At 63.0% G+C, this 12,435-nt stretch carries 15 protein-coding genes; 4 read left to right on the top strand and 11 right to left on the bottom strand.

Going from position 1 to position 12,435, the window contains the following annotated elements; genetic code table 11:
- Position 1 precedes the first annotated feature (1 nt).
- The 7 genes from CK498_RS22725 to CK498_RS22750 form a co-directional block, all read right to left on the bottom strand.
- Positions 2-259 carry a hypothetical protein gene (locus CK498_RS22725; RefSeq protein WP_095623146.1) on the bottom strand — a complete coding sequence of 86 codons (258 nt, stop codon included), beginning with the start codon at positions 257-259 and terminating at the stop codon, positions 2-4.
- Positions 260-474: 215 nt separating this feature from the next.
- A complete protein-coding gene (locus CK498_RS25945) occupies positions 475-756 on the bottom strand; it encodes a hypothetical protein (protein ID WP_141246994.1) in 282 nt (93 codons plus the stop codon).
- A 189-nt stretch (positions 757-945) separates the two neighbouring features.
- Positions 946-1,308 (bottom strand): helix-turn-helix domain-containing protein, encoded by a 363-nt coding sequence (locus CK498_RS22735; protein ID WP_095623148.1) that lies wholly within the window; start codon positions 1,306-1,308, stop codon positions 946-948.
- Positions 1,308-1,595, bottom strand: a complete 288-nt coding sequence (locus tag CK498_RS26915) for a helix-turn-helix domain-containing protein (RefSeq protein ID WP_141246995.1) — start codon at positions 1,593-1,595, stop codon at positions 1,308-1,310. Before CK498_RS26915 ends, CK498_RS22735 begins: the two co-directional genes overlap by 1 nt.
- Before the next feature lie 90 nt (positions 1,596-1,685).
- Positions 1,686-2,000 (bottom strand): hypothetical protein, encoded by a 315-nt coding sequence (locus CK498_RS22745; protein ID WP_095623150.1) that lies wholly within the window; start codon positions 1,998-2,000, stop codon positions 1,686-1,688.
- Between the two features lie 102 nt (positions 2,001-2,102).
- On the bottom strand, positions 2,103-2,909 hold the full coding sequence (locus tag CK498_RS25950) for a hypothetical protein (RefSeq protein ID WP_141246996.1): 807 nt from the start codon (positions 2,907-2,909) through the stop codon (positions 2,103-2,105).
- A gap of 122 nt (positions 2,910-3,031) precedes the next feature.
- Positions 3,032-4,414: a tyrosine-type recombinase/integrase gene (locus CK498_RS22750; protein ID WP_095623151.1), complete on the bottom strand. Its 1,383-nt coding sequence runs from the start codon at positions 4,412-4,414 to the stop codon at positions 3,032-3,034.
- A 296-nt stretch (positions 4,415-4,710) separates the two neighbouring features.
- On the opposite strand from CK498_RS22750, the gene mntA reads away from it, so the two are divergent.
- On the top strand, positions 4,711-5,118 hold the full coding sequence (gene mntA, locus CK498_RS22755) for a type VII toxin-antitoxin system MntA family adenylyltransferase antitoxin (protein ID WP_095623152.1): 408 nt from the start codon (positions 4,711-4,713) through the stop codon (positions 5,116-5,118).
- Positions 5,108-5,518, top strand: coding sequence for a type VII toxin-antitoxin system HepT family RNase toxin (gene hepT, locus CK498_RS22760; RefSeq protein ID WP_095623153.1), 411 nt, complete (start codon positions 5,108-5,110; stop codon positions 5,516-5,518). Before mntA ends, hepT begins: the two co-directional genes overlap by 11 nt.
- A 9-nt stretch (positions 5,519-5,527) precedes the next feature.
- Here hepT and CK498_RS22765 read toward each other — a convergent pair whose 3' ends face one another.
- Positions 5,528-7,189, bottom strand: a complete 1,662-nt coding sequence (locus CK498_RS22765) for a GMC family oxidoreductase (protein WP_095623154.1) — start codon at positions 7,187-7,189, stop codon at positions 5,528-5,530.
- A 161-nt stretch (positions 7,190-7,350) separates the two neighbouring features.
- Here CK498_RS22765 and CK498_RS22770 point away from each other — a divergent pair, with 161 nt between their 5' ends.
- Both CK498_RS22770 and CK498_RS22775 read left to right on the top strand, forming a co-directional pair.
- Complete coding sequence (locus CK498_RS22770; protein WP_095623155.1) at positions 7,351-8,022, top strand: response regulator transcription factor; 672 nt, start codon at positions 7,351-7,353, stop codon at positions 8,020-8,022.
- On the top strand, positions 8,022-9,443 hold the full coding sequence (locus CK498_RS22775; RefSeq protein ID WP_095623156.1) for a sensor histidine kinase: 1,422 nt from the start codon (positions 8,022-8,024) through the stop codon (positions 9,441-9,443). Before CK498_RS22770 ends, CK498_RS22775 begins: the two co-directional genes overlap by 1 nt.
- Here CK498_RS22775 and CK498_RS22780 read toward each other — a convergent pair.
- From CK498_RS22780 to CK498_RS22790, 3 genes are read right to left on the bottom strand one after another with little or no spacing between them, the layout of a single operon-like run.
- The gene (locus CK498_RS22780; protein WP_095623157.1) at positions 9,373-10,416 is read right to left on the bottom strand and encodes an AbrB family transcriptional regulator; all 1,044 of its coding nucleotides are present in this window, start codon (positions 10,414-10,416) and stop codon (positions 9,373-9,375) included. The two genes, CK498_RS22775 and CK498_RS22780, sit on opposite strands and share 71 nt — an antisense overlap.
- Entirely contained in the window at positions 10,403-11,920 is a 1,518-nt protein-coding gene (locus tag CK498_RS22785; protein WP_095623158.1) for a tripartite tricarboxylate transporter permease, read from the bottom strand. The genes CK498_RS22780 and CK498_RS22785 overlap by 14 nt, the downstream gene beginning before the upstream one ends.
- Positions 11,921-11,932: 12 nt before the next feature.
- Positions 11,933-12,382 (bottom strand): tripartite tricarboxylate transporter TctB family protein, encoded by a 450-nt coding sequence (locus tag CK498_RS22790; protein ID WP_095623159.1) that lies wholly within the window; start codon positions 12,380-12,382, stop codon positions 11,933-11,935.
- Positions 12,383-12,435 lie beyond the last annotated feature (53 nt).

A 12,435-nucleotide genomic window follows, 5' to 3' on the forward strand; every position in this document is an offset into this window, starting at 1 on the left:
TTCAGGCGGCGGGTGGTGGGCAGTCGATAATGGCGTTGACCATGCCCTGCAGGTTGGTCAGGCGAATGCAGACATAAGCGGCCAAGGGCCCGTGCAGTCCCTCCCTGATCTCCTCCAAGGCAGCCAGACAACCCACCAGGGCCTCGTGGTCGGGTGCCCCCTGCAGGGTGGCCAGCACCTCCTCGGCTTCAGCGGTCCCGGCTCTCATGGCGCGCAGGTTGGCCAGCAGGCGGCGAGCCTCGGTGATGGCGTTATCCACGGCGGAGACCTCCTCCAGCAGGCCCGTCGAGTCACTTAGTGTGCCTGGGCCTCGGTACTGCCGCCGGGCCTCCTCGCCAACGGCAACGAGTTCTCCTCGCAAGGACAGACACCAGCCTCCGCAGCGCCCACAGGCGCCGCAACGCTCGTGCTGCAGCACCATGCCGGTTTTGCGCTCTGACGCCGGCACCGTGTGCCCACCGCACGGGCACCCCTTCATGTCGGCACCAGCGTGTAGGTCTGGCGGGCGGGATCGTATCCCAGCACCAGAAAGCCCTTGTCCACCAGCTCGATAGCTGCGTCGATGGCTTCCTCATCGGGTAAGTCCTGGCCAATACCAGTTTTCTTCAGGCATTCGCCCACGATCAGGCGCAGCGCCTTCTGGCTGCCGGGACTCAAATCCTCCGCCCCTTCCTTGGGCCAGGATGTGCGATGCGCTTTCGGTGATGAGGCGCGCGCCATGTTCAACCCTTTTTTACCCCTCAACTGCAACCCCATAGCTGCACCTCCTACCTGGTAACTTATCTGTGTAGTCCTCAGGCATACCGAGGAAATGGCAAAAACCGCTTTCTCGGTAGTCCTGAGGCTTACCGTCGGTAGTCCTGAAGAATACCGAGGACGCTTTCTCCGTAGTCCTGAGGCTTACCGTCGGTAGTCCTGAGGAATACCGAGATATTGAAACCACGATCATGCCTTCCAACTCATGTAGCACTTGGGTGCGATGGACTTATCGATGCTCTCCACCACCTCGTTGGTGAGTGCGTAGACGGTCGCGTGCTTGGTTTTCCGGTTGAAGGTGCCCTTCTCGAGGACCACAATGAAACCACGATCCAGCAGCTCGGCAAGCGCTCGCTCAGCAAGCTTCTGTCCGACATCAAGTCGGCGCATCACCTCGCGGACGCTCATGTAAATGCGGTTGTCCCGGTTGTACAGCGCCCGGAACTCCACCAGTAGCGCCCTTGCCGCCAGGCACAGTGATCGATAAGCGGGGCTCTCCAGTTCATGCCGGTAGAGCCGGACGTGAGGCTTGTCCTGTCTCCCTCTAGGCATCAGCCCCCCTCGGCGTAGCCATCAGCAAGGCGATAGCGCTTGATCCACTTCCCGGGGCGCCCTGGCCAAGGATGCCGCTCTGAGACGATCGAGAAGCCTTTCTGACGCAGCTCCCGCACCGCGGCAGGGGCGTGCGCTATTTCCAGGTTCCGTTGAAGCTCAGCAGCGCTCTGAGGCCCTGCCCGAAGAGCTACTAGGACACGGCCTGCGTGTGTGGCAGGCTCGACCTGAGAGGTGATGTTTGAGTTGGCTCGGGTCTGCTCCCCGGACTTTTTCATGATATTCATGATCACCGCCCCCTCATATCTCGCCGATGGTTGTGACGGATGAGGCGCCGGGTCAGCCAGCGCCAGCAAGCGGCGATAGCGAAGGCGGCTTCAAACATGGCACGGCCCTCCCTTGGCCAAGGAAGCCACAGCAGTGTTCGCATAGACATCACCATCGGCAAGCCAATCAAGAACGTCCTTAAGCCGATAGCGGACCATCCGTCCACGCTTCACGAATGGCGGTGCCGGCCGACCGAGTAAGCTGCCGGTGATGCGGGACTTTCGGGCGGTGGAAGGTTGGGCGGGAATAAGGCCAGGGAAGACAGCCGTCTCGGGCAGCTCGATCAGTGCCGGGTCGAAACCGTCACAATAGCGGGCCAGGGCGTTGGCGAGGATGTCGCCTGGTGGTTGTTTCTTGGTAGGCATCGAAGCATCTCCAAGTTGCTGGTTGATGCTTCAATGGTGGCTAAGGAACCGGTAATAGAATATGCCGTTAGCATGCAGACTGTACAGTTCAGAGCCCTACGCCTAGCCTCTTTTCCGCAGCCAGTCATAAATGGTTCTAAACTTTACAGGCTCTCTTTTCTCTATCTCTTGGGCAGCCGCTCTTAAGCTCTTAAAGCGACACCTGTTCTCATCATAATATTTATAAACGTCTTTCTTTATTAACTCTGTCTCAGCATGCCTCCCCCTTGCAGCTTTTGAAGCATTCTCTTTCACTGTATCGCGAACATGCTCCCACACTTTAAGCTGCTGCGAAAGCATTGATACCCAATGGTAGCCAGCGACACAATCGTCCCCCATGGCCCTTGAAATTATTAGACCATCAATAGCATGAAGTATAAATGAATGAATACCCAACTCTATCAAAACACGCGTAGCCTCACTTTCACTTTCCCACAAGTGGCACATCACGTTGACAGCAATGGCTGAACTGCCCATGTCATCAACCTCTTTTCTGGTCATAGGTTTACCTTGGGCATCAGTAAAACAACTGTTTCCATTAGAGTACGCGTCTCTAACCATCATCACATAGGGCACAATTGACAGATAGCAAATTTTCTCAACCTGATTATTTTCCTTAACCCCTCCTTCTAAAACACCATTTAAAAAATCAAATGACTCTTTACCTAAGCCCCATACCTCCGGGCTATAAAACTCCCGAGGACCATCGCAAAGAAAAAAGAACTCTGGACTTTCCCTTCTAAAAGTTTTGACCACATCAAGCACTTGTATAGCAAAATCAAAAACAGAAATCTTCTCTTTCTTGAGCTCTTCACTCAAATCAAAATCATCAAGCGCACCCTTACTTAATGTTACACACTTTTCATACATAAGCACCTCTCCTCGCTCTCTCAATCTAAGCGTGGCCAGCCAGTATGGTGGAATTCCCGCGCATTAGGCGAGCCACCCTAGCCCAGCCAACGAGACGGCTCACGCCATCCGCGCCAGCCCTATCAAACAAGTGCCCGTCGGGCATCATCCTTTGCTGTATCCGCCTCCTGGCCCGGCGCAAGCTTGGCAAACGCCTCCACGGCGTCGCGCTTGTGGTCTGGCGCCAGGTGAGCGTAGTGGGCGATGGTTGTCTGGATTTCGGCGTGTGCCATCAATTTGGAGACTGTCAGCAGGTCGGTACCGGCCATGACCAGTTGGGACGCGAAGTTGTGGCGGAGGGTGTAGAGCTGCAGGTCGTCGGGCAGCCCTCCCAGTTTGCGGACGGCAGCCCACGGCCGTTGCATCGCGGTCTGAGCCATTCGCCTGCCGTTGACGGACGAGGCGAACACCAGGCCGGCCATCGGCTCGCCCTGCTGCTTCCACCAGGTCTTGAGTACGACTACGGCTGCCCGGGACAGCGGGAAGGTCTGGGGCTCTGGGCGACTGTGCGCGGTCTTCTCGATCACCTTACGGATCGTGGCGAAGGCCAGGTTGACGTGCTCCCAGCGCAGGCCGAATAGGTCGCCGGGACGGAAGCCAGTGAAGTACATCACCTTGATGAACGGCGCGACATGATCGACGTAGGCCACCCGGTCCAGGTCGGGCAGATACGCCTTGCCGTGGGCTCGGCTGCTGCGCCGCTGCTCGCGCTTGAGCTCTTGATAGGTCTCCAGGCCGGCGAACAGCTTCTCGACCTCCTCCAGCTCCAGATAACGACGCTCGGCGCCCTGCTCGGCCAGCTCGTCCTCGGTCAGCGCCGGTTTCTGCAGCTTGATGCCCTTCAGCGGGTTGGCCGGGATTACCTTCCGCTCGGCGGCGTGCTCCAGCATCGTATAGAGGGCGCCGTAATCGCGCCTGAGGGTGGAGAAGGCGCGGGGACTGGATGGAGGCTCGCCCTTGTCCTTCGGCGGCTTCACGGCCTCCTGCTCGGCCTGCCAGCGCTCGACATCGGCACGGGTGAGGCTGCCCATCGGCTTGTCGAGCCAATCGAAGAAGGCATAGCGGATACGGCGCAAGGTGGCGGCCCCATCCTTCTTGCGTTTCTGGTAGGCGGTATAGGGGCCCTCCAGGTAGGCGCGGAGAGTCTGCTGCTGCTGGCGCTCGGCTTCGGCCTTGGCTTCCTCGAGCACGGCGCGTGGGTCGCCGCTCTGGGCAACTATGGCCAATGCCTCTTTGGCATCCTCACGAGCTTGGGCCGCCGTAAAGGGGGCGCCGTAGCGGCCGAGAGTCAGCACGCGACGCTGGCCAGCGGTGTTGTAGTAGGACACGCGCAGAGCCAGCCCTCGCTTTCCGGCACGGACGTGATAACCGGAGAGGTCAGCGTCCCATACTTCGTCGCCCTCGGGCAGCTCGCGCGCCAGTCGCTCGAGCACTCGGGTCGTCAGCTTCTCTGTCACCTTTGCCATGCCCCACCCTTTTCAGGTTCCAAATAGGTTCCAAATGTAGGATATAACGGGCAATACCAAGCAACAAAGGGAAATCTGCAATCACAACACAATTACTTGTTTTTCATTGAAAAATTCGTTGATCATTGGTGATGTTAGTTCCTGTGGATTTACAGTGATCACGCCTTCGGGAGGCAGAGGTCGTAGGTTCGAATCCTGTCGCTCCGACCATAGAATCCCCTAACGCCCTGCGATCACTCGCGGGGCGTTTTCGTTGTGCTAATCTGGCCACTCCACGCCGCTGCCGGAGCGTCAGCATGCTGACGGTTGCCCAACAACAGACGTTAACCACCCTGCTGCGCCAGGCGCTGCCCCCACTGCAGGCCATCTACCTTTTTGGCAGTCAGGCCAGCGATCAGGCCCAGCAGGATAGCGACATCGATCTTGCCATCCTGCTACCCAGGCCGGTGGACGCCGAAGCGCTTTGGCACCTCGGCGACCAAATCGCCGGCGCGCTCGGGCAGGATGTCGACCTGGTCGATCTACGCCAGGCAAGCACCGTGATGCGCCATCAGGTCATTACCCATGGTACCCGCCTATGGCAGCGCGACCAGGCAGCGGACGAATTCGAACTCAGCTGTTTGAGCGAATACTGGGACCTACAGATCATGCGCCGCGGCATCCTCTCCGATATTCGCCAGCGAGGCAGTGTCTATGACCGATGACGTGCTGCTCAACAAGGCAGCCACCATCGAGCGCTGCGTGGCTCGCGCCCAGCAGGAGTATCAAGCCGCAGGCGCAGGGTTCGCCCAGGACTTTACCCGCCAGGATGCTGCCATTCTCAACTTGCAGCGCGCCTGTGAGGCTGCCATCGACGGGGGCTCCCACCTGGTTCGCCGCCAGGCCTTGGGCGCACCGCAGAGCGCCCGCGAGGTGTTCGATCTGCTAGCCGCGGCCCAACTGCTCGACGCGCCGCTAGCCGACGTGCTGAAACGCATGACCGGTTTTCGTAACATCTCAGTGCACGACTACCAGAAGGTTCAGATCCCGATCGTTGTCGCCATCATCACCAAGCATAGTGACGACTTGCTGAGCTTCGCCCGGCGGCTGATCGAACTGAGCTGAGCTTGCTCGTCACTCCCCAGCCAAGATCCAGCGCGCCGCTTTCTCGGCAATCATCAGCGTCGGTGAATTGGTGTTGCCGCTGGTGATGGTCGGCATCACGCTGGCGTCCACCACCCGCAGGCCGTCGACGCCGTGCACCCGCAGGTGCGAGTCGACCACTGCCATGGGATCCTCGGCGCGGCCCATTTTCGCCGTGCCCACCGGATGGAAGATGGTGGTGCCGATGTCGCCGGCTAGCCGCGCCAGGTCCTCGTCGCTCTGGTACTCGATGCCGGGCTTGACCTCCTCCGGCTGATACTTGGCAAAGGCCGGCTGCTCGGCGATGCGCCGGGTGACCCGCAGCGAATCCGCCGCCACCTTGCGATCCTCTTCAGTGCTCAGGTAGTGGGGCGCAATGGCCGGGGCTTGCCGCGGGTCGGCGCTCTTGATGCGCACCGTGCCACGGCTGGTGGGGTTGAGATTGCAGACGCTGGCGGTGATCGCCGGGAAGTCGTGCAGCGGCTGGCCGAAGGCCGGCAGGCTGAGCGGCTGAACATGATATTCGAGATTGGGGTGGCGATAGTCGGCGCTGCTGCGGGTGAAGGCGCACAGCTGCGACGGCGCCATGCTCATCGGGCCGGTGCGGTGGAGCAGATACTCCAGACCGATCTTGGCCTTGCCCAGCCAGCTCGCCGCCAGGGTATTGAGGGTCTTGGCACCGCTGACCCGATAGACTGAGCGGATCTGCAGGTGATCCTGCAGGTTCTCCCCCACCCCCGGCAGTTCGCGCACCACCGCAATGCCGTGCTGAGCGAGCAGGTCAGCGGGGCCAATACCGGAGAGCTGCAGCAGCTGCGGCGAACCGATGGCCCCGGCGGCCATAATCACCTCGCGCTTGGCCGTCACCCGGGTGACGGCGCCTCCACGCTCCAGCTCGACGCCGCTGGCGCGAGGCTTTCCATCACTACCGCCCTCGTCGAACAGCAGCCGATGTACCTGAGCGGAGTGCCACAGGGTAAAGTTGCTGCGCTTCTCACACACGGGACGCAGGAAGGCCTTGGCGGCGTTCCAGCGCCAGCCGCCACGCTGGTTGACCTCGAAGTAGTCGACGCCTTCGTTGTCGCCGCGATTGAAGTCGTCGGTGCGCGGAATGCCCGCCTCCACCGCCGCCGCGGCGAAGTCGTCCAGCACCTCCCAGCTCAGGCGCTGCTTCTCGACCCGCCACTCACCGCCGTGGCCGTGAAAGTCGCGGTGGCCGGCATCGGCGTCGCCGCCTGCGTCCAGGCGCTGGTGATCCTCATGGGCAATGAAGTCCGGCAGGCAATTCTCCCAGCGCCAGGCCTCATCGCCCAGCGCCTCGGCCCAGCCGTCGTAGTCGCGCGCTTGGCCACGGATATACAGCATGCCGTTGATGCTCGAGCAGCCGCCCAGGGTCTTGCCGCGCGGGTAGATCAGCGAACGGCCGTTGAGCCCCGGATCCGGCTCGGTGCGAAACAGCCAGTCGGTGCGCGGGTTGTCGATGCAGTAGAGATAGCCCACCGGAATATGAATCCAGTGGTAGTTGTCGCGCCCGCCGGCCTCGATCAGCAGCACCCGGTTGGCCGGGTCGGCGCTCAAGCGATTGGCCAGCAAGCAACCGGCGGTGCCGGCGCCTACCACGATGTAGTCGAACTCTGCCGCATCACTGTGCATCGGCGCACCATCTCCCATCGCTGTGTCATGCGGCATCGACGCCGCTGGCCCACCCCAGCCTACCGGGATTCCCGCCGCCAACAATTGACCTTTCGGTTAGCGGGCGGGCGCGCGGTGAATGATAGAATGCAGAGCTCGCAGCGACGTCGGGGATAGCAGCGATGAAAGTGCTAGTGGTAGAAGATAATGACAATCTGGCGCGCTCCATCTCGGCGGCGCTCGAAGACACCGGATTCCAGGCCGAGGTGAGCCGCGATGGCCGTAGCGCCGAGCACTGCCTGGAGGTGGGCGCCTACGACCTGCTGGTCCTCGATCTGGGGCTTCCGGAGCTCGATGGCATCAGCCTGCTGCGTCGCCTGCGCCAGCGTCAGGACACTATCCCGGTGCTGATCATCTCGGCGCGGGATGCCCTCGATCAGCGCATCCTGGGGCTCGAAGAAGGTGCCGACGACTACCTCTGCAAGCCCTTCTCGCTGGACGAGGTGGCCGCCAGGGCCAAGGCGCTGGTGCGTCGCGCCAAGCAGTTCGGCGGCGACACTCTGCGCAGCGGTCGCCTGGAGTTCCACCCCGATGCCATGGAGCTGCGCCTCGACGGCGAGCCGGTGGCACTGCACCGCCGCGAGTTGGAGGTGATGGAGTATCTGCTGATCAACCAGGGCCGCCTGGTCAGCAAGGGGCAGATCGCCGATCGCCTCTCCACCACCGACGACCCGGTCAGCCACACAGCAGTGGAGACCTATGTGTCTCGCCTGCGCAAGAAACTCGGCGTCGATGTCGGTCTCAAGACGGTGCGCGGCCTCGGCTACCTGCTCGACCCCCAGGATGGCGGCTGATGCGTTCGATTCGTGCCCGCCTGCTGATCTGGATCGGCCTGCCCTTCACTGGCCTGGCCCTGTTGGCCCTGCTGGCCAGCCACTACCTGCTGTCGCGCCAGATCAACGAGACCTTCGACGACATGCTGCTCAACGCCGCCGAGCGGGTCGAGCGGCGTATCCACTCGGTAGATGGTGAGCTGCGTATCAATATGCACTATTTCAGCATCAGCACCTTAGGCAGTCGCGGCGACGGCAAGATCTTCTATCGCATCCAGGAGGTCGATGGCAGCATGCTGGCCGGCTTCGCCGGTCTTCAAGGTCCGACTACCGGGCTCGACCAGCCGCTGTTCTACGACGTCGACTATGCCGGCAACGCCCTGCGCGCCGTCGCCCTGACCTTCCCACTGACCCGCGCCAACCAGTCCCGCCAGATCGAGGTGATCGTCGCCGAGTCCACCGAGCCGCGCCGGGCTCTGATCAGCGATTTCATGCTTACGCTGAGCAGCCTGATGGCGGTGGGCGGCCTGCTGGCCATCTCCATCGCCCTGCTCGCCATCCACAAGGGCCTGGCACCGCTGAATGCCATCCGCCGCGCCCTACACCGCCGCTCACAGCATGACCTGGAGCCGTTGGTTGGCGAGGTGCCACGGGAAGTCGCGCCGCTGATTCAGAGCATCAACCAGCTGATGGAGCGCATGCGCCTGAGCATCCAGAATACCCAGCAGCTCAATGCCGATGTCTCGCATCAACTGCGCACGCCGGTCTCGGAGATTCGCGCCCTGAGCGAACTTACCCTGACGCGCAGCGACGAGCCTGAGACCCGCGCCAACCTCGGTGAGATCAGCCGCATCGCCGAGCACGCCGGCCACACCGTCGAGCAGCTGCTCAGATACGCCAAGACGCGCCATGAGCTTGTCGACAGCGCCACCCTGGCCAGCGTCGACCTGGTCGCCATCTGCCGCGACGCCTGCAGCCAGGCTGCCGCAAGCGTCTATCAGCGTGGCCAGGAGCTGGCCCTGGAAGCCGACGAGTCCTCACCGCCGCTACTTGGCGACCCCATCATGCTGCGCTGGATGGTGCAGAACCTGATCGACAACGCCAGCCTCCACGCCGGTGGCGAGCAAGCCTACCGCGGCAGCATCCAGGTCGCCGTCGAGTGCCGTGATGGCCGCTGCTCGCTGGCCGTGCGCGACGACGGAGTAGGCGTCGCTGAGGAGCGCCTGATACGTCTCACTGAGCGCTTCTATCGCGCCGATACGCGTACCCAGGGCAGCGGCCTCGGGCTGGCCATCGCCGAGCAGATCGCCCAGGCCCATGGTGCCCGGCTGATCCTGCGCAACCGTGAGGCGGGAGGGCTCGAGGCCCTCGTCAGTTTTCCGGCCCTGGCTGCGCATAGTGCGTCCGCACCCAGCGCAACATCCACGGCGTCAGCGCGATAAGCAGCAGCAGGCGAAGTACATGGTGTGACACCACATAGACCGGGTCGACGTCAACGGCCACGGCGATGACCGCCATCTCGCCCACCCCGCCGGGCAGCAGCGCCAGCAGCACCGCGACGAAGCTCAGCTCGGTGAGGAATGCCACCAGCAGTGCCACCCCCACCGCCAGGACCACGGCAAACAGTGCAAACAGCAGCCCAACGCGCCCCACCGTCACCACGCGACGCCACGAGGTGGCCGAGAAACGCGAGCCGATGGAGCTGCCGAGGATCAGGAAGGTGGCCAGTAGGCACACGCTGGGCAGCGCCAGCGGCACACCGAGGCTGGTGAGCAGCGCACTCACCAGCAGTGGGCCGAGGAACTCGGCCAACGGCAGCCGCAGGCGACGCCCCAGCCACCAGCTTGCCGGCGCCAGCAGCCACCAGAGTAGATCGAGGGTGAGCCGCCCGGCGTCATCCGCCATGCCGACTTCATCGACCAGCAGCGCCGCCATCAGCGCGGCCGACGACACCACCACCGCCAGGCGCATGGAGTGAGAGATGGCGATCCAGCGCACGTCACCGCCGGCGCGCTCGGCCAGCACCAGGGCCGTATTCATGCTGCCCGGGAAGGCGCAGAACAGGGCGTTGAGCGGGGCGACACCGCCGCGCAGGAAGAGCGCACCGCCGCCGACCAGCAGCAGCACCATATAGAGCAGCATGGCGATCACGCTGGGATACCATGCCGCCAGCTGCACCAACTCGCCGGCATCGACGCGCTGGCCGATGAACACTCCCAGCGTGGCGATGGCCAGGCGGTGCAGCCGCGTGTCCACCGCGGTGGACACCCCCAGCAGCGACACCGCCAGCACCATGAACAGCGCCCCCAGCATCCATGCCAGGGGCAGCGACAGCAGGCTGGCAAGCGCGCCGCCCAGGGCGCCAAGGGCCAGGGTCCGCCCGGTCAGCGGCCGGATCTGCTTAACTCGATGCATCGGTCGAGGTGCGGCGCGTGCGCCCCAGCCGCGCCATCAGTGGCCGACCGAACAGCGACACCAGCATCAGTACCAAGATGCCCATCGCCACCGGTCGCTCGAACAGATAGGTGATGTCACCGCCGCTGATCTGGTGGGAGTGCAGCAGCGATTTCTCGGCCATCGCCCCCAGCAGCATGCCGATCACCATCGCGGGCACCGAGTAGCCGTAGTGGCGGAACAGCCATCCGACCACGGCGAAGATCAGCACCGTCGCCGGCCCGGTCATGTTGCCGGTGAGGCCGAAGGAGCCCATCACCGCCAGTACCAGCACCGACGGAATCAGATAGCGCATCGGCACCTTGATGATATTGGCCAGCAGCGGGATGAACAGCAGCCCGATCACCACCAGCAGGAACACCTGGGCGAAGTTGGCGAAGATGATGGCGTAGACCACATCGGTCTGCTGGCGAATGAACTGCGGGCCGCCGGTGATGTTGTGCATGGCGAAGGCGGCCAGCATCACCGCCGTGGCACCGCCGCCGGGGATGCCCAGGGCCAGCAGCGTCGCCATGGAGCCCGCTTCCGAGGTGCTGTTGGCCGATTCGGACGCCACCACCCCCTTGGGATTGCCCTTGCCGAAGGAGGCGGGGTCAGAATCGCGGCGCTGGGTCTCGACGTAGGAGAGCAGGTTCGACACCGATGACCCCACCCCCGGCACCGCGCCGACGAAGACCCCGATCAGGCCACCGCGGATCATCACCCACGGATAGCGGAGGGCCATGCCAAAGCCCTCGAAGATCTCGCTGATACGCACCTTGCGCGACGCCTCGGACTCGACGATAAAGCCTTTGTTGGCCAGCTTGAACAGCTCGGAGGCGGCGAACATGCCCATCATCGCCGGGATCACCGGCACACCGTCGAGCAGGTAGGTCTGGCCCATGGTGCCGCGCGCCATGCCCAGCTCGTTGAAGCCGATGGTGCCCACCAGCAGGCCGACGAAGCCCGCCATCAGCCCCTTGAGCACCTGTTCGCCCTTGAGGCTGGCGATCAGCGTCATGCCCCACAGGATCACCGCGAACATCTCCGCCGGGCCCAGTTTCAGGACCATCAGCGAGAGCGGCTGGATCATCACGAACAGGATCAGATAGCCCATCAGCACGCCGATCACCGACGACGCCAGGGCGATGCCCAGGGCCTGGTTATGGCGCCCCTGGCGGGCCATCGGATAGCCATCGAAGGCGGTGGCGATCGCCGACGAGGTGCCGGGAATATTCATCAGGATCGCCGGGATGCCGCTGCCGAAAGAGCCGCCGGTGAAGATCGCGGTCAGAAACAGCATCGCCTGGACGAAGTCCATGTACAGCGTCATCGGCAGGAAGATCGCCATGGCCATGGAGATCTGCAGCCCCGGCGTGGCGCCGAAGATCAGGCCGATGATGATCCCCGGCACCACTACCAGCCAGGGGCTGAAGTCGGAAAACAGCAGATTCAGGCCCTGCTCGACGGCCGTGAAATCGATCATGGTGTTACCCCGTTAGCCCTGGAGGATCAGCATGTGCATGGGATAGGGCAGCATCAGCGCGAAGAAGAACGCCACGCCGAAGCCGAAGGCCAGGCTATAGCCGCCGAGTAGCAGCCAGTTGCGCTCGCCCTTCAGCACCAGGAAGGCCGCAATGAAGAGCACCGTGGCCACATCGAAGCCGAGCGTCTCGAGCGAAATCACATAGGCGGCGAAGAGCCCCACCACCGGCAGCGTCTGGCGCAGCGGCTCGGCGTCGGGGCGCACCAACAGCGTGCCCTTGCGCAGCCGTATTGCCAGCTCCAGCAGCACGATGCTCAGCACGATCAGGGCCAGCGGAAGAATCAGCAGCAGGTTCTGGACGGCGGACGACACGCGAATGGCATCGAACAGATACCAGAGCGTAAAGCCAGCCAGGGCCATGAGGACCAGCAGGTCCCCATAGTCGCGATCACGGGTGGTCATCACATCACTCCCAGCCGCCCCATGCAGGGCATGGGGCGGCGGCAACGGATAGC

It is taken from the genome of Halomonas salipaludis, from assembly GCF_002286975.1.
Classification (GTDB): domain Bacteria; phylum Pseudomonadota; class Gammaproteobacteria; order Pseudomonadales; family Halomonadaceae; genus Franzmannia; species Franzmannia salipaludis.